The sequence below is a fragment of the Aquipseudomonas ullengensis genome, assembly GCF_014174475.1.
Classification (GTDB): domain Bacteria; phylum Pseudomonadota; class Gammaproteobacteria; order Pseudomonadales; family Pseudomonadaceae; genus Aquipseudomonas; species Aquipseudomonas ullengensis.
This window is the reverse complement of the sequence record NZ_JACJUD010000005.1, coordinates 153,152-177,371: the sequence shown is the minus strand read 5'-3', so window position 1 is coordinate 177,371 and position 24,220 is coordinate 153,152. Positions and strand designations below refer to the sequence as shown.

Sequence of the window (24,220 nt, the reverse complement as noted above, 5' to 3'; positions counted from 1 at the left end):
GTCGAATATTCCAAGCCGTTCACAGTCAGGCCGGGCAGTTCCTACTTTTGGTGGATAGGTGGCTGACTGTCTGGGGGTAAGTCGCGTTGCTAGCATTCTGGCCGCAAGCCCGACTGGGCCTTGCCCAGAACGCAGGCAAGGACGGTGCAATGCTCAAAACCCTACTGGTTTACGCCCATCTGCTGGCGAGCTGCCTGGCCCTCGGTCGTGTGCTGGTTGCCGACCATAAACTCTGGCAGTGGCGGGCCAGCCCGCTGAATGCGCTGCAACTCGACTACCTCGCGGAAACCCAGCGCATTGTCAGCCTGGCCTTGCTGGCACTGTGGATCAGCGGTCTGCTGCTGGTGCTGCAAGGTTATCTCGACGAAGGCCAGGGCTACCTGCTGAACCAGAAGCTCTGGGCCAAGGTCGTCATCGTCGTGTTGCTCAGCTTCAATGGCGTGCTGCTGCACCGGATCGGTTTCCCCGCGCTGCAGTGCGGTTCGTTCTGCTCCCTGCCTTTTCCACTGCGCAGCCGTTTGGCGCTGCTGGGTGCGCTGTCCACCACCGGCTGGCTGTTCGCCGCGTTTCTCGGCGTGGCGCGGCTGTGGAATCACGTCTTGCCTTGCCAGCATGTGCTGGCAGTGTTCACCGCTCTGTTGCTGATGGCCTGTGGCGCTGCGCTGGTTTTCGCCTGTGTGGCCGGGATGCCGGGAAGGGGGCGGGCGCGCCGCGTGCGGCCAGGCTAGTCGGCCGGGCATGCGACTTAGGTGGAATGGTGCAGTGACCGGCGGCGGGTAACAATCTGCAGCGTCCGGTTCCTGCGAATCCCGGACAGCGTTTCTGACATTCCCTCCCCGGAATGAATTGTGGGCGACCCTCAGGGTCGCCTTTTTTTTGCCTCACAAATGGCTTGGGACGAAGGTCGTAGAGCGGTAAGACGATGGTCGAATGGCCCTGAAAAGGGCAGGGGGATACAAAAGGCGCCATACAAGAACAACTCCTCACTGAGGTATAACCATGAGTGCTGCTTCCCTGTATCCCGTCCGTCCCGAGGTCGCTGCCAATACGCTGACCGACGAGGCCACCTACAAGGCCATGTACCAGCAGTCGGTGATCAACCCCGATGGTTTCTGGCGCGAGCAGGCTAAGCGGTTGAACTGGATCAAGCCGTTCACCAAGGTCAAGCAGACCTCCTTCGACGACCACCACGTCGATATCAAATGGTTCGCCGACGGCACCCTCAACGTCTCGGCCAACTGCCTGGACCGCCACCTGGCCGAGCGCGGTGATCAGCTGGCGATCATCTGGGAAGGCGACGACCCGTCCGAGCACAAGGAAATCACCTACCGCGAACTGCACGAACAAGTCTGTAAGTTCGCCAACGCCCTGCGCGGCCAGGACGTGCATCGCGGCGACGTGGTGACCATCTACATGCCGATGATTCCCGAAGCCGTGGTGGCCATGCTGGCCTGTGCGCGCATTGGCGCCGTCCACTCCGTGGTGTTCGGCGGTTTCTCGCCGGAAGCCCTGGCCGGGCGCATCATCGACTGCCAGTCGAAAGTGGTGATCACTGCGGACGAAGGCCTGCGCGGCGGCAAGAAAGTCCCGCTGAAAGCCAACGTCGACGACGCGCTGACCAACCCGCAAACCGCCAGCATCCAGAAAGTCATCGTGTGCAAACGCACCGGTTCCGACATCAAGTGGAACCAGCACCGCGACATTTGGTTCGAGGACCTGATGAAGGTCGCCGGTAGCGTCTGCGCGCCGAAGGAAATGGGCGCCGAGGAAGCGCTGTTCATCCTCTACACCTCCGGCTCCACCGGCAAACCCAAGGGCGTGCTGCACACCACCGCCGGCTACCTGCTGTACGCTGCTCTGACCCATGAGCGGGTGTTCGACTACCGCCCGGGCGAAGTCTACTGGTGCACTGCGGACGTCGGTTGGGTCACCGGGCACAGCTACATCGTCTACGGGCCGCTGGCCAATGGCGCGACCACGTTGCTGTTCGAGGGTGTGCCGAACTACCCGGACGTGACCCGTGTGGCCAAGATCATCGACAAACACAAGGTCAACATCCTCTACACCGCCCCGACCGCGATCCGCGCCATGATGGCCCAGGGCAAGGCGGCGGTGGAGGGCGCCGATGGCTCCAGCCTGCGTCTGCTCGGTTCGGTCGGTGAGCCGATCAACCCGGAAGCCTGGCACTGGTACCACGAGAACGTCGGCAAATCGCGCTGCCCGATCGTCGATACCTGGTGGCAGACCGAAACCGGTGGCGTGCTGATCAGCCCGTTGCCGGGCGCCACCGCGCTCAAGCCGGGCTCGGCGACCCGTCCGTTCTTCGGCGTGCAGCCGGCGTTGGTGGATAACCTGGGCAACCTGATCGAGGGCGCCGCCGAAGGTAACCTGGTGATCATCGACTCCTGGCCGGGCCAGGCGCGCACCCTGTACGGCGATCACGACCGTTTCGTCGACACCTACTTCAAGACCTTCCGCGGCATGTATTTCACCGGTGACGGTGCTCGCCGCGATGAAGATGGTTACTACTGGATCACCGGCCGCGTCGATGACGTGCTCAACGTCTCCGGCCACCGCATGGGTACTGCCGAGATCGAAAGTGCTATGGTCGCCCACCCGCAGGTCGCGGAAGCGGCGGTGGTCGGTGTGCCGCACGACATAAAAGGTCAGGGCATCTACGTCTACGTGACCCTGAATGGCGGCGTGGAGGCTTCCGAGCAGCTGCGCCAGGAATTGAAGAATTGGGTGCGCAAGGAGATCGGTCCGATCGCCTCGCCAGATGTCATCCAATGGGCGCCTGGTCTGCCAAAGACCCGCTCGGGCAAGATCATGCGCCGCATCCTGCGCAAGATCGCCGTCGCCGAATACGATGCCCTCGGCGACATCTCCACGCTGGCTGACCCCGGTGTGGTGCAACATCTCATAGAGACTCACCGCACCATGCAAGCCGCCTGACCTGGCGTTGCGCACCCCAAACGACCCCGGCCACAAGCCGGGGTTGTTCTTTTTAATGACGATGAATATCGGTTTTGTCGCGCTCAGTAACACCGATCGAGTAACACCCTGCGCTGTTTCGGGGTGCGGTGGGTGCGAATGCCCCTTTGCGGGGCGTAAAGGTCGTCGAGAAAAATCGACTTAAAGGCGCAACCCCTAGTGTTTACAAGGTTGCCGAAAAAGTGGCGTGGCTATTGCTTTGATACTGGGTTGTCTTTTTCTGTCCCGCTGGTCATGTTCTGATCGGGCTGTCAAGGCTCGCCCCCGGCCTGTACGGGCCTTCTGTAACTTGTTGTCGCTTTCAAGAAATATCGACCTTCCCCCTCTCGTTAGAATGCCGCCCACCTGGCCGGCCCTCTTGTTTGCCCCTCGCGGGCGGCAAAGATGGTGACACTTCCTACAATTCACCCACGGCCCTGGCGAATCGCATTCTGCCCACCGCAGCCCTATCTCGAAGGAGTCACAAGATGAAGAAGATCGTACTTCTCGGCGCCCTGGCGCTCTCTGCTTTCGCCGCGCTGGTTCAGGCCGATGACAAACCCCTGCGCATCGGTATCGAAGCAGCCTACCCACCGTTCGCTTTCAAGCAGCCCGACGGCAGCATCAGCGGCTTCGACTACGACATCGGCAACGCCCTGTGCGAAGAGATGAAGGTCAAGTGCCAGTGGATTGAGCAGGAGTTCGACGGCCTGATCCCGGCCCTGAAAGTGCGCAAGTTCGACGCCGTGCTGTCGTCCATGTCGATCACCGACGATCGCAAGAAGTCGGTCGACTTCACCGGCAAGTACTACGCCACCCCGGCCAAGCTGGCGATGAAGGCTGGTGCCGAGATGAAAGATCCGGCCACCGACCTGAAAGGCAAGAAGATCGGCGTACAGCGCTCCTCCGTGTATGACCGCTACGCCACTGACGTCTTCGCCGCCGCTGGCGCCGAGATCGTGCGTTACAGCTCGCAGAACGAAATCTTCCTCGACCTGGCTTCCGGTCGTCTGGATGCAACCCTGGCTGACTCGGTGAACATCGATGACGGCTTCCTGAAAACTGACGCTGGCAAAGGCTTCGCCTTCGTGGGCCCGGACTTCACCGACGTCAAATACTTCGGCGAAGGCCAGGGTATTGCCGTGCGCAAGGGCGACAAGGCCCTGGCCGACAAGATCAGTGCTGCCATCCTGGCGATCCGCGCCAACGGCAAGTACAAGGAAGTCCAGGACAAGTACTTCCAGTTCAACGTCTACGGCGAGTAATCGCCTTTCAGAAAAGTGGCGCAAACTTCCCCCGTGCGGTTTGCGCCACTTTTTCGTTGTAGCGGACGCTGTCCCGCGTAACGCCTGAGGAATTCCGATCATGCTCAACGGCTACGGCTCGACCATTCTCGACGGCGCCTGGCTCACTTTGCTGCTGGCGCTGTGCTCCATGGCCATGGCGGTCGTGCTGGGGCTGTTGGGCGCGGCTTTTCGCCTGTCGCCGATGCGCTGGTTGTCACTGCTGGGCGAGACCTATGCCACGGTGATTCGCGGGATCCCCGATCTGGTGCTGATCCTGCTGATCTTCTACGGCGGCCAGGACATGCTCAATCGCCTGGCGCCGATGCTGGGGTACGAGGACTACATCGACCTCAACCCTTTCGCTGCCGGTGTCGGCACCCTGGGTTTCATCTATGGCGCCTACCTGTCGGAAACCTTCCGCGGTGCGTTCATGGCGATTCCCAAGGGCCAGGGCGAGGCGGGTGCGGCTTATGGCATGAGCGGGCTGCAGGTGTTCTTCCGCATCCTCGTGCCGCAGATGATTCGTTTCGCCATTCCTGGTTTCACCAACAACTGGCTGGTGCTGACCAAGGCCACCGCGCTGATTTCCGTGGTCGGCCTGCAAGACATGATGTTCAAGGCCAAGAGCGCCGCCGATGCGACGCGTGAGCCGTTCACCTTCTTCCTGGCCGTGGCTGCGCTGTACCTGGTGCTGACCACCGTCTCCCTGATCGCCTTGCGCTTCCTGGAGCAGCGTTACTCCACGGGCATCAAGGCCGCTGAGCTGTGAGCAAGAGGGCGCAAGCGTGATCTTCGACTACAACGTGATCTGGGACAGCCTGCCGCTGTATTTCGGTGGTGTGCTGGTAACCCTGAAATTGCTCGCCATCTCCCTGGCCCTGGGCCTGGTGGCGGCGGTGCCACTGGCGCTGATGCGGGTGTCCAAGCAGCCGGCGATCAACTTCCCGGCCTGGCTGTACACCTATGTGATTCGCGGCACGCCGATGCTGGTGCAGCTGTTCCTCATCTACTACGGCCTGGCCCAGTTCGAGGCCGTGCGCAACAGCGTGCTATGGCCGCTGCTGTCCAATGCGACCTTCTGTGCCTGCCTGGCCTTCGCGGTCAACACCAGCGCCTACACCGCAGAAATCCTTGCCGGCAGCATCAAGGCCACGCCCCACGGCGAGATCGAGGCAGCCAAGGCCATCGGCATGTCGCGCTACAAACTGTACTACCGGATCCTGCTGCCGTCGGCCCTGCGCCGCGCGCTGCCGCAGTACAGCAACGAAGTGATCATGATGCTGCATACCACCAGCCTGGCGTCCATCGTCACCCTGGTCGACATCACCGGTGCGGCCAAGACCGTCAACTCGCAGTTCTACCTGCCGTTCGAGGCCTACATCACCGCCGGCCTGTTCTACCTGTGCCTGACCTTCATCATGGTGCGCCTGTTCAAGCGCGCCGAGCGCCGCTGGCTGGCCTACCTGGCCCCGCGCAAGGCCTGACCGTTCCTACCGAATTCGCATACGAGAACCCAGACCATGTACAAACTTGAAGTCCAGGATCTGCACAAACGCTACGGCGATCATGAAGTGCTCAAGGGCGTCTCGCTGGCGGCCAAGGCCGGTGACGTGATCAGCATCATCGGCTCCAGCGGCTCGGGCAAAAGTACCTTCCTGCGCTGCATCAACATGCTCGAGCAGCCCTGGAGCGGCAAGATCCTGCTCAATGGCGAAGAGCTCAAGCTGGTGAAGAACAAGGACGGCGCGCTCAAGGCCGCCGACCCCAAGCAGCTGCAGCGCATCCGTTCGCGCCTGGCCATGGTGTTCCAGCACTTCAACCTGTGGTCGCACATGAGCGCCCTGGAAAACGTCATCGAAGCGCCGGTGCATGTGCTTGGCGTGTCGAAGAAGGAAGCCATCGAGAAGGCCGAGCATTACCTGGCCAAGGTCGGCGTGTCGCACCGCAAGGACGCCTACCCGGCGCACATGAGCGGCGGCGAGCAGCAGCGCGTGGCGATTGCCCGTGCGCTGGCGGTGGAACCCGAGGTGATGCTGTTCGACGAACCGACCTCGGCGCTCGACCCCGAGCTGGTCGGTGAAGTGCTCAAGGTCATGAAGGACCTGGCCCAGGAAGGCCGCACCATGGTGGTGGTCACCCACGAAATGGGCTTCGCCCGCGAGGTGTCCAATCAACTGGTGTTCCTGCACAAGGGCATCGTCGAAGAGACCGGGTGCCCGCGCGAAGTGCTGGCCAACCCGCAGTCCGATCGGCTCAAACAGTTCCTTTCCGGCAGCTTGAAGTAGGCACTAGACTCCCAGCATGACAGCTACTGCCCACTGCATCGGTTTCCTGATCTGGCCGCAAACCAGGCCCATGACTCTGGCCCTGGCCGAGGAAGCGCTGCGCGTGGCGCAGCGCGTGCACCCGGAGGTGCGCTACGAGCTGCGCTTCCTGCAGGCCGAAGCGGCTGCCGAGGGGGATTGGCGTCTGCCCGGCGAGCCCTGGGCCGGGCGACTGGAAGGTTGCCAGAAGCTCTTCCTGCTCGCCGATGAGCCGCCGACCCAGGTGGCGCAGCCTCTGGGCATGGCGCTCAAGCAACTGGTGCGCGCGGGTTGCCAGGTGGGTGGCCTGTCCGCCGGGGTTTACCCGCTGGCCCTGCTGGGCCTGCTCGATGGCTACCGCGCCGCCGTGCACTGGCGCTGGCAGGATGATTTTGCCGAGCGCTTCCCCAAGGTTATTGCCACCAGCCACTTGTTCGACTGGGATCGTGATCGCCTCAGCGCATGCGGCGGCCTGGCGGTGCTCGACCTGCTGCTGGCTGTGTTGGCCCGTGACCACGGTGCCGAGCTGGCCGGTGCGGTGAGCGAGGAGCTGGTGGTCGAGCGCATCCGCGAAGGCGGCGAGCGCCAGCGTATTCCGCTGCAGAACCGCATCGGCTCCAGCCATCCCAAGCTGACCCAGGCCGTGCTGCTGATGGAAGCCAACATCGAAGAGCCGCTGACCACCGACGAGATCGCCACCCATGTGTGCGTGTCGCGCCGTCAGCTGGAGCGCATCTTCAAGCAGTACCTCAATCGCGTGCCCAGCCAGTACTACCTGGAGCTGCGCCTGAACAAGGCGCGCCAGCTGCTGATGCAAACCAGTAAATCGATCATCCAGATCGGCCAGTCCTGCGGCTTCTCTTCCGGCCCGCACTTCTCCAGCGCCTACCGCAACTTCTTCGGCGCCACCCCGCGCGAAGACCGCAACCAGCGGCGCAGCACCAGTCCCTTCGAAATCGCCCCGAGCACGTCCGAGCGCGGCTGACTCAGCGTCGATTGCCCGCTCCGGGCTTTATGTAGGAGCCAGCTTGCTGGCGATCCACTCCATCAGGTCGTGCGATTCTTCGGTGTCTCGGTAGGGCGGGTGAAACCCGCGCCACCCGGCAACGCGGGTTTCACCCGCCTTACGTGCGGCTTATCTGATTGCTTGTTTCGACTGCCCTGCAAAAGCGCTGCGTTAAATTCCCGGCTGCTACCCCGAACCTCACGCGCAGCGTTTAAACTGCGCAATTCCGGTGCTTTCTGTCGCTTTGCCGAAAGCCTAGGAAATTCGCGGGTTGCCGCTGTAAGAAGTTGTCGCATGGCGACAATGCGACCCCGCCAGCAGTCCCTACAATCCTTCCATCACCTGCCATTTTGTGCGGTGTGCCTTTATCAGGAGAGCCTCGATGTCCGTTCAGCACGATCCGGTGCAACGCGCCGATTTCGACCAGGTCATGGTCCCCAACTACGCTCCCGCTGGCTTCGTGCCGGTGCGTGGTCAGGGTTCGCGAGTCTGGGATCAGAGCGGCCGTGAACTGCTCGACTTCGCCGGCGGTATCGCCGTCAACGCCCTTGGTCATTGCCACCCGGCGCTGGTCAAGGCGCTGACCGAGCAGGCCAACACCCTGTGGCACATCTCCAACGTGTTCACCAACGAGCCGACCCTGCGCCTGGCACACAAGCTGGTCGATGCCACGTTCGCCGAGCGCGTGTTCTTCTGCAACTCCGGCGCCGAAGCCAACGAGGCCGCCTTCAAGCTGGCCCGTCGCGTCGCCCACGACAAATTCGGCCCGGAGAAGTGCGAGATCATCGCCGCCACCAACAGCTTCCACGGCCGCACCCTGTTCACCGTCAGCGTCGGTGGCCAGCCCAAGTACTCCGACGGTTTCGGCCCGAAGATCCAGGGCATCAGCCATGTGCCGTACAACGACATCGAAGCGCTGAAGGCGGCGGTATCGGACAAGACCTGCGCCGTGGTGCTGGAGCCGATTCAGGGCGAAGGCGGCGTATTGCCGGCTGACCTGGCTTACCTGCAAGCGGCCCGTGAGCTGTGCGACAAGCACAACGCGCTGCTGATCTTCGACGAAGTGCAGACCGGCATGGGCCGCACCGGCGAGTTGTTCGCCTACATGCACTACGGCGTGACCCCGGACATCCTCTCCAGCGCCAAGAGCCTGGGCGGCGGTTTCCCCATCGGCGCCATGCTGACCACCACCGAGCTGGCCAAACACCTGGTCGCCGGCACCCACGGCACCACCTACGGCGGCAACCCGCTGGGTTGTGCAGTGGCCGAGGCGGTGATCGACGTGGTCAACACCCCAGCGGTGCTGGACGGCGTCAAGGCCAAGAGCGAGCAGTTCAAGGCGCGCCTGCGGGCGATCGGCGAGCAGTACGGCGTGTTCAGCGAAGTCCGCGGTCTGGGCCTGCTGATCGGTTGCGTGCTGTCCGACGCCTGGCTGGGCAAGGCCAAGACCATTCTCGATGCTGCGGCGGTCGAGGGTTTGCTGGTGCTGCAGGCCAGCCCGGATGTGGTGCGCTTCGCCCCGAGTCTGGTGGTCGAGGATGCCGATATCGAAGAAGGCCTGGCGCGCTTCGAGCGTGCGGTGGCCAAGCTGGTCAACGCCTGAGGCATTGATCGGAACGGCGGTGCAGGACGCGCCGCCGTGGTTGTTTCTCAGGATGAGCGATTTCATGCGTGATCGGGCTGCGGCCTGATCTTTCTCCAGGGGTTTTGCGAAACCCTTTGGAGTTTTTATTCGACAGGCGTCTTTCAGCGGAAGGCGCTGTTTTGGAAAGGAGTAACGCCATGCTGGTTATGCGTCCTGCGCAGATGTCCGACCTTGCCGAAGTGCAGCGTCTGGCCGCGGACAGCCCGGTTGGCGTCACTTCGCTGCCGGACGACCTCGGTCGCCTGGGCGACAAGATCCAGGCTTCCGAAGCCTCGTTCGCCGCCGAGGTCAGCTTCAACGGTGAGGAGAGCTATTTCTTCGTCCTCGAAGACACCAGCAGCGGGCGCCTGGTTGGCTGCTCTGGCGTGGTCGCCTCGGCAGGTTATTCCGAGCCGTTCTACAGCTTCCGCAACGAAACCTTCGTGCACGCCTCGCGCTCGCTGTCGATCCACAACAAGATCCACGTGCTCTCGCTGTGCCACGACCTGACCGGCAACAGCCTGCTGACCAGCTTCTACGTCAAGCCGGACCTGGTGGACTCGGTGTTCGCCGAACTCAACTCGCGGGCCCGCCTGCTGTTCGTCGCCAGCCACCCGGAGCGCTTCGCCGATGCCGTGGTGGTGGAGATCGTCGGCTACAGCGACGAGCACGGTGATTCGCCGTTCTGGGACGCGGTCGGGCGTAACTTCTTCGACATGAGCTACACCGAGGCCGAACGCCTGTGTGGCCTGAAGAGCCGTACCTTCCTCGCCGAACTGATGCCGCATTACCCGATCTACGTGCCCCTGCTGCCGGATGCCGCGCAGGAAGCCATGGGTCAGGTGTACAGCCGCGCTCAGGTGACCTTCGACATCCTCATGCGCGAAGGCTTCGAGACCGATCATTACATCGACATTTTCGACGGCGGCCCGACCCTGCATGCGCGTACCTCGGGCATCCGCTCGATCGCCCAGAGCCGCATGGTGCCGGTGCGCATCGGTGAGCCGGGCAAGGGCGGGCGTCCGTACCTGGTGAGCAATGGCCAGTTGCAGGATTTCCGCGCCGTGGTCGCCGAGCTGGACTGGGTTCCGGGCAAGCCCGTGATCCTCAGCGCCGATGTGGCCGAGGCCTTGGGTGTCGGTGAAGGAACCAGCGTCAGGCTGGTAGCGGTTTAACTGTCCTTCTCCCGTCGGGAGAAGGTGGCCCGACAGGGCCGGATGAGGGCTTTTCCCTCACCCTCGGCTCCTCTTCCGGAAGGAGAGGGGTGCGTATCTCGGAGGATTTATGATCGTTCGTCCCGTTCGTAGTGCCGACTTGCCGGCGCTGTTCGACCTGGCCCGCAGCACGGGCGCCGGGTTGACCACCTTGCCGGCCAACGAGGAGCGCCTGGCGCACCGTGTCGGCTGGGCGGAAAAAACCTTCCGTGGCGAGGCCGAGCGGGCCGACAGCGACTACCTGTTCGTGCTCGAGGATGACGACGGCAAGGTGGTCGGCATTTCCGCCGTGGCCGGTGCCGTCGGTCTGCGCGAGCCCTGGTACAACTACCGGGTCGGCCTGACCGTCAGCGCCTCGCAGGAGCTGAAGATCTATCGCGAGATCCCCACCCTGTTCCTGGCCAACGACCTGACCGGCAACTCCGAGCTGTGCTCGTTGTTTTTGCATGCCGATGCACGCGTTGGTCTTAACGGCCGCCTGCTGTCGAAGGCACGCTTTCTGTTCATGGCCGAGTTCCGTGAGCTGTTCGGCGACAAGGTGATCGCCGAAATGCGCGGCATGTCCGACGCCAATGGCCGTTCGCCGTTCTGGGAAAGCCTCGGCCGGCACTTCTTCAAGATGGAATTCAGCCAGGCCGACTACCTCACCGGTGTCGGCAACAAGGCCTTCATCGCCGAACTGATGCCCAAGTTCCCGCTCTACACCTGCTTCCTCTCCGAGGATGCGCGCAACATCATCGGTCGCGTTCACCCAGACACCGAGCCGGCGCTGGCCATGCTCAAGGGCGAGGGTTTCAGCTACCAGGGTTATGTCGACATCTTCGACGCCGGCCCCGCCATCGAAGTGCAGACCAACAGCATCCGTGCGGTACGCGACAGCCAAACCCTGGTGCTGGCCATCGGCACCCCCGGCGATGAGTCGGTGCCGTACCTGATCCACAACCGCAAGCGTGAAGACTGCCGCATCACGGCCGCCCCGGCGCGCATGGCCGCCGGCACCCTGGTGGTCGATGCGCAAACCGCCAAGCGCCTGCAGCTCAGCGCCGGCGCCCAGGTACGCGCCGTAGCGCTGTCGGCCAAGGAGAGCAAGCAATGACCACTCATTACATCGCCGGCAACTGGCAGGCCGGGCAGGGCGAAGCCTTCGATTCGCTCAATCCGGTCACCCAGGCTGTGGTGTGGAATGGCCAGGGCGCCAGCGCTGCCCAGGTCGACAGTGCCGTGCAGGCCGCTCGCGCCGCGTTCCCGGCCTGGGCTCGGCGTTCGCTGGAAGAGCGCATCGCCGTACTTGAGCAGTTTGCCGTGACCCTCAAGGCGCATAGTGACGAGCTGGCTCGTACCATTGGCGAGGAAACCGGAAAGCCGCTGTGGGAGTCCGCCACCGAAGTGACCAGCATGGTCAACAAGGTCGCCATCTCCGTGCAGAGCTACCGCGAGCGTACCGGCATCAAGAGCGGCCCGCTGGCCGACGCAACGGCCGTGCTGCGCCACAAGCCGCACGGCGTGGTGGCGGTGTTCGGTCCGTACAACTTCCCCGGCCACCTGCCCAACGGCCATATTGTGCCGGCACTGCTGGCCGGCAACGCGGTGGTGTTCAAGCCCAGCGAGCTGACGCCGAAAGTTGCCGAGCTGACGGTCAAGTGCTGGATCGAAGCCGGCCTGCCGGCTGGCGTGCTCAACCTAGTGCAGGGCGCCCGCGAAACCGGCGTGGCCCTGGCTGCCAGCGCCGGGATCGACGGCCTGTTCTTCACCGGTTCGAGCCGCACCGGCAACCTGCTGCACAGCCAGTTCGCCGGCCGCCCGGACAAGATCCTGGCGCTGGAGATGGGCGGCAACAACCCGCTGGTGGTCGATCAGGTCGCCGATCTCGATGCCGCCGTGTACACCATTATCCAGTCCGCCTTCATTTCCGCTGGCCAGCGCTGCACCTGTGCGCGCCGCCTGCTGGTGCCGGTCGGTGCCTGGGGTGATGGGTTGCTGGCGCGCCTGGTGGCGGTCAGCGCGACGATCAAGGTCGGTGCCTTCGACGAGCAGCCAGCGCCGTTCATGGGCTCGGTGATCTCGCTGACGGCTGCCGAGCACCTGCTCAAGGCCCAGCAGCACCTGGTCGACAAGGGCGCCGTGGCGCTGCTGGAAATGATCCAGCCGGTACCGAACGCTGCATTGCTGACCCCGGGCATCCTCGACGTGACTGCCGTCGCCGAGCGTATCGACGAAGAGTTCTTCGGCCCGCTGCTGCAGGTGATTCGCTACGACGGCTTCGACGCCGCCATTGCCGAGGCCAACAACACCCAGTACGGCCTGGCCGCCGGTCTGTTGTCGGATTCTGCCGAGCGCTACCAGCAGTTCCTTGTCGAGAGCCGCGCTGGCATCGTCAACTGGAACAAGCAGCTGACCGGCGCCGCCAGCAGTGCACCGTTCGGCGGGGTCGGCGCCTCCGGCAACCATCGCGCCAGTGCCTATTACGCGGCTGATTACTGCGCCTACCCGGTTGCCTCGCTGGAAAGTGAAACCCTGAGCCTGCCCGCCACCCTGACCCCGGGAGTGAGTTTGTGATGTCCGCCTATGAAATGAACTTCGACGGCCTGGTCGGCCCGACCCACAACTACGGCGGCCTGTCGTACGGCAACGTGGCGTCGCAGAGCAACAGTCAGGTGGCATCCAACCCGAAGGAAGCGGCCAAGCAGGGCTTGGGCAAGATGAAGGCGCTGATGGACATGGGCTTCAAGCAGGGCGTGTTCGCCCCGCAAGAGCGCCAGGACGTTGCGGCCCTGCGCAGCCTCGGCTTCACCGGCAGCGATGCCCAGGTGATCGAGAAAGCCGCCAAGGAGGCCATGCCACTGCTGGCGGCCGTAAGCTCCGCCTCCAGCATGTGGACGGCCAACTCCTGCACCGTCAGCCCGAGTGCCGACACCGCCGATGGTCGCGTGCATTTCACCGCCGCCAACCTCAACTGCAAGTTCCACCGCTCGATCGAGCACCCGACCACCAGTCGCGTGCTCGGCGCCATGTTCGCCAACGAGCAGCACTTCGCCCACCATGCCGCTTTGCCGGCGGTCGGCCAGTTCGGCGACGAAGGCGCGGCCAACCACACGCGCTTCTGCAAGGGCTATGGCGATGCCGGCGTGGAGTTCTTCGTCTTCGGGCGCAGCGCTTTCGATAGCCGCTTCCCGGCCCCGCAGCGTTACCCGGCGCGGCAGACCCTGGAAGCCAGCCAGGCGGTGGCGCGTCTGCACGGGTTGTCCGACGCGGGCGTGGTCTACGCCCAGCAGAACCCTTCGGTGATCGACCAGGGCGTGTTCCACAACGATGTGATCTCGGTGGGCAACGGCGAAGTGCTGTTCTATCACCAGGATGCCTTCCTAGACACCGACACCATGCTCGCCGAGCTGGGCGACAAGCTCGCCCGCCGGGGCGGCAACCTGCAGGCCGTGCGCGTGCCGCGTGACGCGGTGGCGGTCGAGGATGCGGTCAAGTCCTACCTGTTCAACAGCCAGCTGTTGAGTCGCGCCGACGGCGGCATGCTGCTGATCGTGCCGGAGGAATGCCGCAACAACACTCGCGTGTGGAACTACCTGCAGCAGCTCACCAGCAGCAACGGGCCGATCCGCGAGGTCAAGGTCTTCGACCTCAAGCAAAGCATGCAGAACGGCGGTGGTCCGGCGTGTCTGCGCTTGCGTGTGGCGCTGAAAGAGCAGGAATTGGCAGCGGTTAATCCGGGTGTGGTGATGAGCGCTAGTCTGTATGAGACGCTCAATACCTGGGTCGACAAGCATTACCGTGACCGTCTGGCAGAAAGTGACCTGGCCGACCCGCAATTGCTGGTCGAGTGTCGGACAGCATTGGATGAACTGACGCAGATCCTTAAACTGGGCTCGGTTTACCCATTTCAATTGGCTTAAAAGAGTACTTATTTCATGTCTGACGCCCTGCAACTGATCCTCGAAGACACCGACGGCACCCAGCTGGAAACCTCCTGCACCCGCTTCGCCGTGATCTGGCAGGGCAAGGAAGTGTGGATCCAGACCGCCGGCAACGGCCAACTGCTGATCGGTGTGGACGTGGAGGAGGGTGACGCCGAGTACGCCAACCTGCTGCTGCGCCCGCTGGCTACCAACCTGGTCAGCCTGCAGCTGGAAATGGAACCGGCTGAAGTCGACGACGAAGACGAAGGTCATGTGCACGGCCCGGACTGCAATCACTAAGGAAGTTCTCTGCCATGCTCGCCCTCGGAAAACTGCTCGAACTGACCCTGGCCGGCCGTGAGCCGACCGAGAAGATTCAGCTGACCCGCGAGGGCGCGCGTCTGCACTGGTTGGCGCAGGGGGCTCTGGAAGTCACCCCGCCGGCCAGCGAGGATTGTGGCCTGGACTTGCTGCTCTCAGCCGGCATCCACGGCAATGAAACCGCGCCGATCGAGCTGCTCGACCGTTTGCTGCAAGGCATCGCCTCCGGTCAGTTGATCCCGCGCGCACGCATTCTCTTCCTGTTCGGCAACCCCGAGGCGATCCGCCGCGGTGAGCGTTATGTCGAGCAGGACATCAATCGCCTGTTCAGTGGCCGTCACGAACAGGCCAGCGGCTTCGAGGCCCTGCGCGCCAATGAGTTGGAGCGCCTGGCTGCTGCCTTCTTCATCCGCGAAGGACGCGAGCGCCTGCACTACGACCTGCACACGGCCATTCGCGCTTCGAAGATCGAGCAGTTCGCTCTCTATCCCTATGCCGAAGGTCGCGAGCATTCGGCCGCGCAACTGGCACGCCTGAACGCGGCGGGAGTGGAGGCGGTACTGCTGCAGCAGAAGGTTGGCATCACCTTCAGCTCCTACACCTACGCCCACCTGGGTGCCGAGGCCTTTACCCTGGAGCTGGGCAAGGCGCGGCCGTTTGGGCAGAACCAGGCGGTGAATCTCGATCTGCTGGAAAAGCGCCTGCGCGAGATCATCGAGCATTGCGAGCCCGCAACCACCACGCTTGATGGCCTGCAGCTGTTCAGCGTGGCTCGTGAAGTGATCAAGCACAGCGACGCGTTTCGTCTGCACCTGCCGGCCGATATCGAGAACTTCAGCGAGCTGCCGGCCGGTTATCTGCTGGCCGAAGACATTGCCGGCACCCGCTGGGTGGTGGAAGAGCAGGGCGCGCGCATCATCTTCCCCAACCCCAAGGTGAAGAACGGCCTGCGCGCCGGCATCCTGATCGTGCCTGCGCAGCTCTGATTCGCAGCTTTCCCGGCAACTTTCCGTCTGCCGGTTCAGCCAATAGACGCTTTCTATCCATTTTCCCTGCAAACGGGCTGTCCCTGCCGCGCAGGGCCGATATAATGCGGCCCTTTGCCGGCTTTGCCGTGGCCGTCGTTTGCCTGGATGAAATAAATGAAAAGCGCAGAAATCCGTGAAGCCTTCCTCCGCTTCTTCGAAGAGAAGGGGCACACCCGAGTCGCCTCCAGCTCGCTGATCCCGGCGAACGATCCGACCCTGCTGTTCACCAACGCCGGGATGAACCAGTTCAAGGACTGCTTCCTCGGTCTGGAAAAGCGCGCCTATACCCGCGCCACCACCAGCCAGAAGTGCGTGCGTGCCGGCGGCAAGCACAACGACCTGGAAAACGTCGGCTATACCGCGCGCCACCACACCTTCTTCGAAATGCTGGGCAACTTCAGCTTCGGCGACTATTTCAAGCGTGATGCGATTTCCTACGCCTGGGAGTTCCTGACCTCGCCGCAGTGGCTGAACCTGCCGAAAGAAAAGCTCTGGGTCACCGTCTACGCCAGCGACGACGAGGCCTATGACATCTGGCACAAGGAAGTCGGCATCCCGGCGGAGCGGATGATCCGCATCGGCGACAACAAGGGCGCGCCATACGCTTCCGACAACTTCTGGGCGATGGGCGATACCGGTCCGTGCGGCCCGTGCACCGAGATCTTCTTCGACCACGGCGACCATATCTGGGGCGGCCCACCCGGTTCGTCTGAGGAAGACGGCGACCGCTACATCGAGATATGGAACAACGTGTTCATGCAGTTCAATCGCACCGCGGACGGCGTGCTGCACCCGCTGCCGGCGCCGAGCGTGGACACCGGCATGGGCCTGGAGCGCATCAGTGCCGTGCTGCAACACGTCAACTCGAACTACGAGATCGACCTGTTCCAGAGCCTGCTGAATGCCGCAGCCAAGGCCATCGGCTGTGCCAATGAGGCTCAGGCATCACTGAAAGTGGTGGCTGACCACATCCGTTCCTGCGGCTTCCTGATCGCCGACGGCGTGACCCCGTCCAACGAAGGCCGTGGCTACGTGCTGCGCCGCATCGTTCGTCGCGCCTGCCGCCACGGCAACAAGCTGGGCGCCAAGGGCAGCTTCTTCTACCAGATCGTCGCTGCGCTGGTGGCTGAGATGGGCGAAGCCTTCCCCGAACTGAAACAGCAGCAGGCGCACCTCGAGCGCGTGCTGAAAACCGAAGAAGAACAGTTCGCCAAGACCCTGGAGCAGGGCCTGAAGATCCTCGAGCAGGACCTGGCCGACCTCCAGGGCTCGGTCATTCCCGGCGATGTGATCTTCAAGCTGTACGACACCTACGGCTTCCCGGTCGACCTGACCGGCGACATCGCCCGTGAGCGCGAACTGACCCTCGACGAGGAAGGCTTCGAGCGCGAAATGGAAGCCCAACGCGTGCGTGCCCGTTCCGCCAGTTCCTTCGGCATGGACTACAACAGTCTGGTCAAGGTCGACGTAGATACCCAGTTCCTCGGTTATGACGGCACCACGGGTAGCGGCAAGGTCGTCGCCCTGTTCAAGGCTGGCGCGGCCGTCGACAGTTTGGGTGAAGGCGAGGATGGCGTGATTGTCCTCGATCGCACGCCGTTCTATGCCGAATCCGGCGGTCAGGTTGGCGACAGCGGCTACCTTTCTGCTGCGGGCGTGCGCTTCGATGTGCGCGACACCACCAAGGCCGGTGGGGCGTTCCTCCATCACGGCATCGTGGCCCAGGGCGGTATCAAGGTCGGCGCCGAGCTGCAGGCCGAGGTTGATGCCTCGGTACGCCAGGCCACAGCACTGAACCACTCCGCTACCCACTTGCTGCACGCTGCGCTGCGCCAGATTCTCGGCGAGCACGTGCAGCAGAAGGGCTCTCTGGTCGACAGCCAGCGTCTGCGCTTCGACTTCAGCCACTTCGAGGCGATCAAGCCCGAGCAGCTGAAGGCCCTGGAAGAGCTGGTCAACAATGAGATTCGCAAGAACTCCGAAGTGGAGACCGAAGAGACCGATATCGAAACCGCCAAGCAGAAGGGCGCCATGGCGCTGTTCGGCGAGAAGTACGGCGACGACGTGCGCGTCCTGAGCATGGGCGGTAGTTTCTCCGTCGAGCTGTGCGGCGGTACCCACGTCTCGCGTACTGGCGATATCGGCCTGTTCAAGATCACCAGCGAAGGCGGCGTGGCCGCTGGCGTGCGCCGTATCGAAGGCGTCACCGGCGCCGGTGCGCTGGCCTGGCTGAACGGTGCTGAAGAGCAACTGAAAGAAGCGGCGGCGCTGGTCAAGGGCAGTCGCGACAACGTGCTGGACAAGCTTTCCGGCCTTATCGAGCGCAACCGTCAGCTGGAAAAAGAGCTGGAGCAGCTCAAGGCCAAGGCCGCCAGCGCGGCAGGTAATGACCTGGCTGGCTCGGCTGTCGACGTCAAAGGCATCAAGGTGCTGACATCGCGTCTCGATGGTCTGGATGGCAAGGCCCTGCTGGCGATGGTCGACCAGTTGAAGAACAAACTCGGCAGCGCAGTGATCCTGCTCGGCGGCGTGCAGGACGACAAGGTCGTGCTGGTCGCCGGCGTGACTCAAGACCTGACTGCCAAGCTCAAGGCCGGTGACCTGATGCGTCAGGCCGCAGCGGTGGTGGGTGGCAAGGGTGGCGGTCGTCCGGACATGGCTCAGGGTGGCGGCATCGATGCCGGCAAGCTGGATGAGGCTCTGGCCCTGGCTGCTACCTTCGTCGAACAAGCTCTGTAAATCAGCGATATCCAAGGCTTGCAGCGCGTCCGGCAAGCCTTGGCAGTGTGACCCGATGCGGGTCTAATGGGCGCCCTTGAGGAATCAGGCGGCTTTTTGACATGGCTTTGATCGTACAGAAATTTGGTGGCACCTCCGTCGGCACCGTTGAGCGTATTCAGCAGGTGGCCGAGAAGGTGAAGAAATTCCGCGAGAACGGCGATGACATCGTCGTCGTGGTTTCGGCCATGAGTGGCGAGACCAACCGCCTGATCGAGCTGGCCAAACAGGTCAGCGACGATCAGCCGGTGCCGCGCGAGCTGGATGTAATGATTTCCACCGGCGAGCAAGTGACTATTGCTCTGCTGGCCATGGCGCTGATCAAACGTGGTGTGCCGGCGGTTTCCTATACCGGTAACCAGGTGCGCATTCTCACCGACAATTCGCACACCAAGGCGCGCATCCTGCAGATCGACGACGCGAAAATTCGCGCCGATCTCAAGGCGGGGCGTGTTGTGGTTGTCGCTGGTTTCCAAGGCGTGGACGAGCAGGGCAACATCACCACGCTCGGCCGTGGTGGCTCCGATACCACAGGCGTAGCCCTGGCTGCGGCGCTGAAAGCCGACGAGTGCCAGATCTATACCGACGTCGATGGGGTCTATACCACTGACCCGCGCGTAGTGCCCAAGGCTCAGCGTCTCGACAAGATCACCTTCGAAGAGATGCTGGAAATGGCCAGTCTCGGCTCCAAGGTGCTGCAGATTCGTTCGGTGGAATTCGCCGGTAAGTACAACGTCCCGCTGCGCGTACTGCACAGTTTCCAAGAGGGCCCGGGCACCCTCATTACCCTTGATGAAGAGGAATCCATGGAACAGCCGATCATCTCCGGCATCGCCTTCAATCGCGACGAAGCCAAGCTGACCATCCGTGGTGTGCCGGATATTCCGGGCGTGGCCTTCAAGATTCTCGGTCCGATCAGTGCCGCCAATATCGAAGTGGACATGATCGTGCAGAACGTCGCGCACGATAACACCACTGACTTCACCTTCACCGTGCACCGCAATGACTACCAGGCTGCCATGGCCGTGCTGGAGAACACTGCGCGTGAGTTGGGCGCCCGTGAAGTGATTGGCGACACAAACATCGCCAAGGTGTCGATCGTCGGCGTGGGCATGCGCTCCCACGCAGGTGTTGCCAGTCGCATGTTCGAGGCCCTGGCCAAGGAGACCATCAATATCCAGATGATCTCCACATCGGAGATCAAGGTTTCCGTGGTGATCGAAGAGAAATACCTAGAACTGGCGGTGCGTGCCTTGCACACCGCTTTCGATCTTGACGCTCCGGCCCGACAGGCCGAGTGACGCACAACCCAAAAGGCGCGGCTAGTCCGCGCCTTTTGTCTTTTTTGGTCGGTGTGACAGGAACTTTCCTTTTGTCCGCACTGGTCAATACTTGGGTGTAGGTTCCGGCTTGAATTCTGCGGGGCTGACACCATTTTCTTATTTGCAGACTGTTGTCCCTGAATTTAATCCGTAAGGAGAAAGGAATGCTGATTCTGACTCGCCGGGTCGGAGAGACCCTGATGGTGGGTGACGATGTCACTGTCACCGTGTTGGGCGTTAAAGGTAATCAGGTGCGCATTGGTGTCAATGCACCCAAAGAGGTTGCCGTGCACCGTGAGGAGATTTACCAGCGCATCCAGAAAGAGAAAGGCGACGAACCAAGCCACTAATTTTTATCGAAATTTTGGCTTTGCAAACGGGGAAAACATGGTTATCATGCGCCCCGTGTTGCGGAGAGGTGGCCGAGTGGCCGAAGGCGCTCCCCTGCTAAGGGAGTACACCTCAAAAGGGTGTCGGGGGTTCGAATCCCCCCTTCTCCGCCATTATTTACAACTTCGGTTGTAGTGCATTAAGGCCGATAAGCTATTGAAGTTATTCGGAAAAGTGCTTGACCATAAGGTCTGGCTCCCTATAATGCGCACCCCATGCACTCATAGCTCAGCTGGATAGAGTACTCGGCTACGAACCGAGCGGTCGGAGGTTCGAATCCTCCTGAGTGCACCATATTTAAACAACTCGCAGTTATGCGGGTTGTTTGGTTCAACCAGCGGTGATCTGGTCAAAAAGCGCTAATGCACTCATAGCTCAGCTGGATAGAGTACTCGGCTACGAACCGAGCGGTCGGAGGTTCGAATCCTCCTGAGTGCACCATAAAAACGAAAGGCCCGCAGAGATGCGGGCCTTTTGCTTTTCAGTGTTTTCCTTTTACGCAGCCGGACTCGTCAAAGGTGACTTGGCGCCGATTGCCTTCGTTGTCTTCGTAGTGATAGCGGGTCTGGCCGTCCTGGCTGGTGATCTTGTCGGGTTTGCCCAAGCTGCTTTCAACATCGCGCTGGGTCATGCCGCTGCGCGCTTGTTGGCGAATCATCGCGCTGCGCCGCTCGCTCCCGGTAACGCGGTTGCCGCAGCCATCCTGCTTCTCGCCTACTACCAGTAAATCCTCGCTCTTCTTGTCTTTCTTGCTGCGCTTGCCTTCGCCTTTACGGGTTTTTGCCAGCGGCACGGCTTTGCCTTGCCCGGGTGTTGGGTTGTCGGCGCTCTGTAGTTGTTGGTCGGCCGCTACAGGGCAGCCTTGCAGGGTGTAGGTGATATGGCCGCTGGCGTCTTCGCAGCGAAATACGGTTGAGGCGTGCAGGGTGGGGCAGAGCAGAAATGCGCAGATTCCAGCGCAGCATGATTGCAGCATGGGTCGTCCTCCTTGACGGTTGCACACAAGCCTAGTCGGGCTTTTCGGCTTCGCCAGTGGTGTCTTGTGATGCAGTGCAAGCGTCGGATAAAGGATTCACAGGTTGCTTAGGTTTTTGCTGCAAGCGCTTGTTCTAGACGCGATTTCGGCCCTACAAACTCTGTGTGGGGTGGTATTATTGCCGTGTCAGCCCCGCCGGGGCTTGTGGGATACCACCATGGACTTACCCAGTAGTTGCTCAATCTCGTTTGACCGATCGCGTATTGACTGATTGACCCCGTGGCGTGCTCTGCTGCTGGGGTGGAGCGCGCCATATGACTGAAGTAGAAGCCAAAAAGCCGCAAGAAAGCTTGCAGGATCGCCTGGCCCAGGTGATTGATCTGCTGCATCGCCACAAACTGGTGGAAAGCCTGGCGCATCGCCAGGAAGGCCAGAATCAGGACCTGGTCGAGAACCTGGTCCACCGGCAAAACCTCGCCGAGTTGCAGCGCAAGCTGGATGAGCTGCACTCCGCCGACGTCGCGCATATCCTCGAAGCACTACCGCTCAATGACCGGCTGACCGTTTGGCAGTTGGTCAAGGCTGAGCGTGATGGCGACATCCTCCTTGAAGTCTCCGACGCAGTCCGCGAATCGCTGATTGCGGACATGGACGATCACGAGATCCTCGCTGCAGCCAAGGACATGGATGCGGACGAGCTTGCGGATCTCGCGCCTGAGCTGCCGCGCGATGTTGTTCTCGAGCTCATGGAAACGCTCGATGCGCAGCAGCGCGAGCGTGTGCGTTCGGCTTTGTCCTACGAAGAGGACCAGGTTGGCGCGCTGATGGACTTCGAGATGGTCACCATTCGCGAGGATGTCAGCCTCGAAGTGGTATTGCGTTACCTGCGCCGCCTCAAAGAGCTACCGGGCCATACCGACAAACTGTTCGTGGTCGATTATGACGGTGTGCTCAAGGGTGTACTGCCGATCAAGCGCCTTCTGGTCAACGATCCTGACAAGCAGGTCAGTGAGGTCATGGCCAGTGATCCGGTGAGCTTCCAGCCAGGCGAGGATGTTTATGATGCCGCGCAAGCCTTCGAGCGTTACGACCTTATTTCGGCCCCGGTGGTGGAAGCCAATGGTCGGTTGATTGGTCGTCTGACCATCGATGAAATGGTCGACCTCATTCGTGAAGAGAGCGAGACCGAAGTCCTGAACATGGCGGGTCTGCGCGAGGAGGAGGATATCTTCGCCTCGGTGTGGAAATCCCTCGGTAACCGTTGGGCCTGGCTGGCAATCAACCTGGTGACCGCATTCATCGCTTCTCGGGTGATTGGCCTGTTTGAGGGTTCTATCGAGAAGCTGGTGGCACTAGCGGCATTGATGCCGATAGTGGCGGGTATCGGTGGCAACTCGGGTAATCAGACCATCACCATGATCGTGCGCGCCTTGGCACTCGATCAGCTGAGTTCCGGTAACACCTCACGACTGATGCGCAAAGAGCTGGCAGTGGCGCTGGTCAATGGCGTGGTCTGGGGTGGGGTCATTGGTGTTGTGGCTTATCTGCTGTATGGCAGTTGGTCGCTGGGGCTGGTGATGACCGGGGCGATGACGCTCAATCTGCTATTGGCGGCCTTGATGGGGGTGCTGATTCCCATGACGTTGCTGCGCATGGGGCGCGACCCGGCGATGGGGGCGAGTGTAATGATCACTGCCATGACCGACAGTGGTGGCTTCTTCATTTTCCTGGGTATGGCGACGCTATTCCTGATCTGATCTTGCTGCCGCTCCTGTGGAGCGGCCACAAAAAAGCCGGCTAATAGCCGGCTTTTTTATGTGCTGCAGTAACTGTCAGGCTTCTTCGCTGGCCAGTTCTGCATCATGAGCGATCAGGGCGACCAGTGCATTCTGCTGGCGTCGCGAGAGCTGGCGAAAGCGCTGTAGAAGCTCGCGTTCGTGCAAGGAGAGCTCGGGGCTGTCCAGCCGCAGTTCAAGGTCATCGCCCAGGGAGTCTTCCTGAACCAGGCTCTGCTCGAGGCGAGCGATGATTTCCGAGTTCATGCTGCGGTGATGATTGCGCGCTACGTCGGAGATGCGCTCGCGCATGCCGTCGGGTAGGCGGACCACAAACTTGTCAGCCGTACGGCTGGAATAGATTGCCTGTTTCATAGGGCGCATATATTAAACCGGTTAGTTCAGGAAAGCGATGCTGGCATTCAGCTACTGAATTGTCACTGCTTTGACCGTGTTTGGCACTAGCCGTTCAGCTGGGATCAGCATCGAAAATTTAAGTGGTCGACTATTTGACGCCAATTGCGTGTCGGATTGTGGTCGGAATGCAGGCGCATTGCCAGCACCAGTTGTCCGAAATGCGTGCCAATAGGCAAAACGCCGCTGCATGGCGCTAGCTAGAGCTGCTGGTGAGACAGCGCCAATGCGCCGGGGTTCCCGGTACGTTCCCGTAAAGTTAACGGCATGACAAATGCTGACGTGCCCGCTAACATGCCGCCCGCTAGGTTGCGACAGAGCTGTCGTTACTCTGCATGTCCCAGTAGCTCAATTGGATAGAGCATCCCCCTCCTAAGGGGAAGGTTGGAGGTTCTTGTACAGTCAAGATTTCACTGCACATTGGAACCTTGTAAAATCTGAGCCCCGCCACAAGCTGTCCCCTTAGTTCAATGGATAGAACAAGCCCCTCCTAAGGGCTAGATGCTGGTTCGAATCCAGCAGGGGGCGCCATCCACTAGGCCCTGTTCCATCACTGCGCATTGATGTTAATTCGGTGCGAGTGAGGCACGAGCTATTAGCCTCTCACCTTCTAGATGGCCCATGCTTAGGCTGCGATTTGCCTGCGGTCGCTAGATATATTGGCCTTGGATTAGGTCTGACCGGGACGCTGTCCCGCATCGGTCTGCTGGCGACGAATCCAGCCATGCAGGGTTTGCGCAGCGTAGCCAATCTTCGGCGCTATAACCTCAATGGCAGCCCATTTGGAGGGTGGCCGTTCAGGTGTTCAAGAACCATGCGCACGGCACGTTCACCGACTTCAGGGGGGGCGTAGTCTTTCTTATAGCCTCATCTTCTCAAGAGTTGAGGCCTCCACGAAACCCGTG

20 protein-coding genes, 5 tRNA genes and 1 pseudogene are annotated in these 24,220 nt (G+C 61.7%); 23 read left to right on the top strand and 3 right to left on the bottom strand.

What is annotated here, in order from left to right:
- The first annotated feature begins 149 nt into the window (after positions 1-149).
- The 20 genes from H3H51_RS15925 (at position 150) to H3H51_RS15830 (ending at position 20,591) form a co-directional block, all read left to right on the top strand.
- Entirely contained in the window at positions 150-728 is a 579-nt protein-coding gene (locus H3H51_RS15925; protein ID WP_183090043.1) for a hypothetical protein, read from the top strand.
- A 271-nt stretch (positions 729-999) separates the two neighbouring features.
- A complete protein-coding gene (gene acs, locus H3H51_RS15920) occupies positions 1,000-2,955 on the top strand; it encodes an acetate--CoA ligase (protein ID WP_183090042.1) in 1,956 nt (651 codons plus the stop codon).
- Positions 2,956-3,461: 506 nt separating this feature from the next.
- Complete coding sequence (locus H3H51_RS15915) at positions 3,462-4,238, top strand: ABC transporter substrate-binding protein (RefSeq protein WP_183090041.1); 777 nt, start codon at positions 3,462-3,464, stop codon at positions 4,236-4,238.
- Between the two features lie 100 nt (positions 4,239-4,338).
- Positions 4,339-5,028, top strand: a complete 690-nt coding sequence (locus H3H51_RS15910; protein ID WP_183090040.1) for an ABC transporter permease — start codon at positions 4,339-4,341, stop codon at positions 5,026-5,028.
- A 16-nt stretch (positions 5,029-5,044) separates the two neighbouring features.
- Positions 5,045-5,743: an ABC transporter permease gene (locus H3H51_RS15905; RefSeq protein WP_183090039.1), complete on the top strand. Its 699-nt coding sequence runs from the start codon at positions 5,045-5,047 to the stop codon at positions 5,741-5,743.
- Positions 5,744-5,779: 36 nt separating this feature from the next.
- Positions 5,780-6,544, top strand: a complete 765-nt coding sequence (locus tag H3H51_RS15900) for an ABC transporter ATP-binding protein (RefSeq protein ID WP_183090038.1) — start codon at positions 5,780-5,782, stop codon at positions 6,542-6,544.
- Between the two features lie 16 nt (positions 6,545-6,560).
- Positions 6,561-7,547 (top strand): GlxA family transcriptional regulator, encoded by a 987-nt coding sequence (locus H3H51_RS15895; protein WP_183090037.1) that lies wholly within the window; start codon positions 6,561-6,563, stop codon positions 7,545-7,547.
- Positions 7,548-7,950: 403 nt separating this feature from the next.
- Positions 7,951-9,171: an aspartate aminotransferase family protein gene (locus tag H3H51_RS15890; RefSeq protein WP_183090036.1), complete on the top strand. Its 1,221-nt coding sequence runs from the start codon at positions 7,951-7,953 to the stop codon at positions 9,169-9,171.
- A gap of 179 nt (positions 9,172-9,350) precedes the next feature.
- The gene (aruF, locus tag H3H51_RS15885; protein ID WP_183090035.1) at positions 9,351-10,367 is read left to right on the top strand and encodes an arginine/ornithine succinyltransferase subunit alpha; all 1,017 of its coding nucleotides are present in this window, start codon (positions 9,351-9,353) and stop codon (positions 10,365-10,367) included.
- Positions 10,368-10,476: 109 nt separating this feature from the next.
- The gene (gene astA / locus H3H51_RS15880) at positions 10,477-11,502 is read left to right on the top strand and encodes an arginine N-succinyltransferase (RefSeq protein WP_183090034.1); all 1,026 of its coding nucleotides are present in this window, start codon (positions 10,477-10,479) and stop codon (positions 11,500-11,502) included.
- A complete protein-coding gene (gene astD, locus H3H51_RS15875; RefSeq protein ID WP_183090033.1) occupies positions 11,499-12,962 on the top strand; it encodes a succinylglutamate-semialdehyde dehydrogenase in 1,464 nt (487 codons plus the stop codon). The genes astA and astD overlap by 4 nt, the downstream gene beginning before the upstream one ends.
- The gene (gene astB / locus H3H51_RS15870) at positions 12,962-14,308 is read left to right on the top strand and encodes an N-succinylarginine dihydrolase (protein WP_183090032.1); all 1,347 of its coding nucleotides are present in this window, start codon (positions 12,962-12,964) and stop codon (positions 14,306-14,308) included. Before astD ends, astB begins: the two co-directional genes overlap by 1 nt.
- Before the next feature lie 15 nt (positions 14,309-14,323).
- Positions 14,324-14,611, top strand: coding sequence for a topoisomerase II (locus H3H51_RS15865; RefSeq protein WP_183090031.1), 288 nt, complete (start codon positions 14,324-14,326; stop codon positions 14,609-14,611).
- Positions 14,612-14,625: 14 nt separating this feature from the next.
- Positions 14,626-15,618, top strand: a complete 993-nt coding sequence (astE, locus tag H3H51_RS15860) for a succinylglutamate desuccinylase (RefSeq protein ID WP_183090030.1) — start codon at positions 14,626-14,628, stop codon at positions 15,616-15,618.
- Between the two features lie 156 nt (positions 15,619-15,774).
- The gene (alaS, locus tag H3H51_RS15855) at positions 15,775-18,399 is read left to right on the top strand and encodes an alanine--tRNA ligase (protein ID WP_183090029.1); all 2,625 of its coding nucleotides are present in this window, start codon (positions 15,775-15,777) and stop codon (positions 18,397-18,399) included.
- A 101-nt stretch (positions 18,400-18,500) separates the two neighbouring features.
- Entirely contained in the window at positions 18,501-19,739 is a 1,239-nt protein-coding gene (locus H3H51_RS15850) for an aspartate kinase (protein WP_183090028.1), read from the top strand.
- A gap of 185 nt (positions 19,740-19,924) precedes the next feature.
- Entirely contained in the window at positions 19,925-20,110 is a 186-nt protein-coding gene (csrA, locus tag H3H51_RS15845) for a carbon storage regulator CsrA (protein ID WP_003244478.1), read from the top strand.
- A 62-nt stretch (positions 20,111-20,172) separates the two neighbouring features.
- Positions 20,173-20,263: transfer RNA gene (locus H3H51_RS15840), tRNA-Ser, on the top strand.
- Positions 20,264-20,367: 104 nt separating this feature from the next.
- Positions 20,368-20,444 (top strand) — tRNA-Arg (locus H3H51_RS15835).
- A gap of 70 nt (positions 20,445-20,514) precedes the next feature.
- Positions 20,515-20,591, top strand: a tRNA-Arg gene (locus H3H51_RS15830).
- A gap of 40 nt (positions 20,592-20,631) precedes the next feature.
- Here the strand turns inward: H3H51_RS15830 and H3H51_RS15825 are convergent.
- Positions 20,632-21,126, bottom strand: a complete 495-nt coding sequence (locus H3H51_RS15825; protein ID WP_183090027.1) for a DUF4124 domain-containing protein — start codon at positions 21,124-21,126, stop codon at positions 20,632-20,634.
- Between the two features lie 314 nt (positions 21,127-21,440).
- Between H3H51_RS15825 and mgtE the strand changes: the two genes are divergently transcribed.
- Positions 21,441-22,883, top strand: a complete 1,443-nt coding sequence (gene mgtE / locus H3H51_RS15820; RefSeq protein ID WP_183090026.1) for a magnesium transporter — start codon at positions 21,441-21,443, stop codon at positions 22,881-22,883.
- A 75-nt stretch (positions 22,884-22,958) separates the two neighbouring features.
- Here mgtE and H3H51_RS15815 read toward each other — a convergent pair whose 3' ends face one another.
- Entirely contained in the window at positions 22,959-23,285 is a 327-nt protein-coding gene (locus H3H51_RS15815; RefSeq protein ID WP_183090025.1) for an Arc family DNA-binding protein, read from the bottom strand.
- 372 nt (positions 23,286-23,657) lie between these two features.
- Here H3H51_RS15815 and H3H51_RS15810 point away from each other — a divergent pair.
- Both H3H51_RS15810 and H3H51_RS15805 read left to right on the top strand, forming a co-directional pair.
- Positions 23,658-23,765: transfer RNA gene (locus H3H51_RS15810), tRNA-Arg, on the top strand.
- A gap of 6 nt (positions 23,766-23,771) precedes the next feature.
- Positions 23,772-23,846: transfer RNA gene (locus tag H3H51_RS15805), tRNA-Arg, on the top strand.
- A gap of 142 nt (positions 23,847-23,988) precedes the next feature.
- Here the strand turns inward: H3H51_RS15805 and H3H51_RS15800 are convergent.
- Positions 23,989-24,131 (bottom strand): annotated as a pseudogene (locus tag H3H51_RS15800) (IS3 family transposase); the annotation flags it as partial.
- Positions 24,132-24,220 lie beyond the last annotated feature (89 nt).

What these genes read in the sequence shown, in the direction of transcription:
- H3H51_RS15925 (WP_183090043.1), top strand. Translation starts at nt 150, where the DNA reads ATGCTCAAAACCCTACTGGTTTACGCCCATCTGCTGGCGAGCTGCCTG.
- acs (WP_183090042.1), top strand. Translation starts at nt 1,000, where the DNA reads ATGAGTGCTGCTTCCCTGTATCCCGTCCGTCCCGAGGTCGCTGCCAAT.
- H3H51_RS15915 (WP_183090041.1), top strand. Translation starts at nt 3,462, where the DNA reads ATGAAGAAGATCGTACTTCTCGGCGCCCTGGCGCTCTCTGCTTTCGCC.
- H3H51_RS15910 (WP_183090040.1), top strand. Translation starts at nt 4,339, where the DNA reads ATGCTCAACGGCTACGGCTCGACCATTCTCGACGGCGCCTGGCTCACT.
- H3H51_RS15900 (WP_183090038.1), top strand. Translation starts at nt 5,780, where the DNA reads ATGTACAAACTTGAAGTCCAGGATCTGCACAAACGCTACGGCGATCAT.
- H3H51_RS15895 (WP_183090037.1), top strand. Translation starts at nt 6,561, where the DNA reads ATGACAGCTACTGCCCACTGCATCGGTTTCCTGATCTGGCCGCAAACC.
- H3H51_RS15890 (WP_183090036.1), top strand. Translation starts at nt 7,951, where the DNA reads ATGTCCGTTCAGCACGATCCGGTGCAACGCGCCGATTTCGACCAGGTC.
- aruF (WP_183090035.1), top strand. Translation starts at nt 9,351, where the DNA reads ATGCTGGTTATGCGTCCTGCGCAGATGTCCGACCTTGCCGAAGTGCAG.
- astA (WP_183090034.1), top strand. Translation starts at nt 10,477, where the DNA reads ATGATCGTTCGTCCCGTTCGTAGTGCCGACTTGCCGGCGCTGTTCGAC.
- astD (WP_183090033.1), top strand. Translation starts at nt 11,499, where the DNA reads ATGACCACTCATTACATCGCCGGCAACTGGCAGGCCGGGCAGGGCGAA.
- astB (WP_183090032.1), top strand. Translation starts at nt 12,962, where the DNA reads ATGTCCGCCTATGAAATGAACTTCGACGGCCTGGTCGGCCCGACCCAC.
- H3H51_RS15865 (WP_183090031.1), top strand. Translation starts at nt 14,324, where the DNA reads ATGTCTGACGCCCTGCAACTGATCCTCGAAGACACCGACGGCACCCAG.
- astE (WP_183090030.1), top strand. Translation starts at nt 14,626, where the DNA reads ATGCTCGCCCTCGGAAAACTGCTCGAACTGACCCTGGCCGGCCGTGAG.
- alaS (WP_183090029.1), top strand. Translation starts at nt 15,775, where the DNA reads ATGAAAAGCGCAGAAATCCGTGAAGCCTTCCTCCGCTTCTTCGAAGAG.
- H3H51_RS15850 (WP_183090028.1), top strand. Translation starts at nt 18,501, where the DNA reads ATGGCTTTGATCGTACAGAAATTTGGTGGCACCTCCGTCGGCACCGTT.
- csrA (WP_003244478.1), top strand. Translation starts at nt 19,925, where the DNA reads ATGCTGATTCTGACTCGCCGGGTCGGAGAGACCCTGATGGTGGGTGAC.
- H3H51_RS15825 (WP_183090027.1), bottom strand. Translation starts at nt 21,126, where the DNA reads ATGCTGCAATCATGCTGCGCTGGAATCTGCGCATTTCTGCTCTGCCCC.
- mgtE (WP_183090026.1), top strand. Translation starts at nt 21,441, where the DNA reads ATGACTGAAGTAGAAGCCAAAAAGCCGCAAGAAAGCTTGCAGGATCGC.
- H3H51_RS15815 (WP_183090025.1), bottom strand. Translation starts at nt 23,285, where the DNA reads ATGCGCCCTATGAAACAGGCAATCTATTCCAGCCGTACGGCTGACAAG.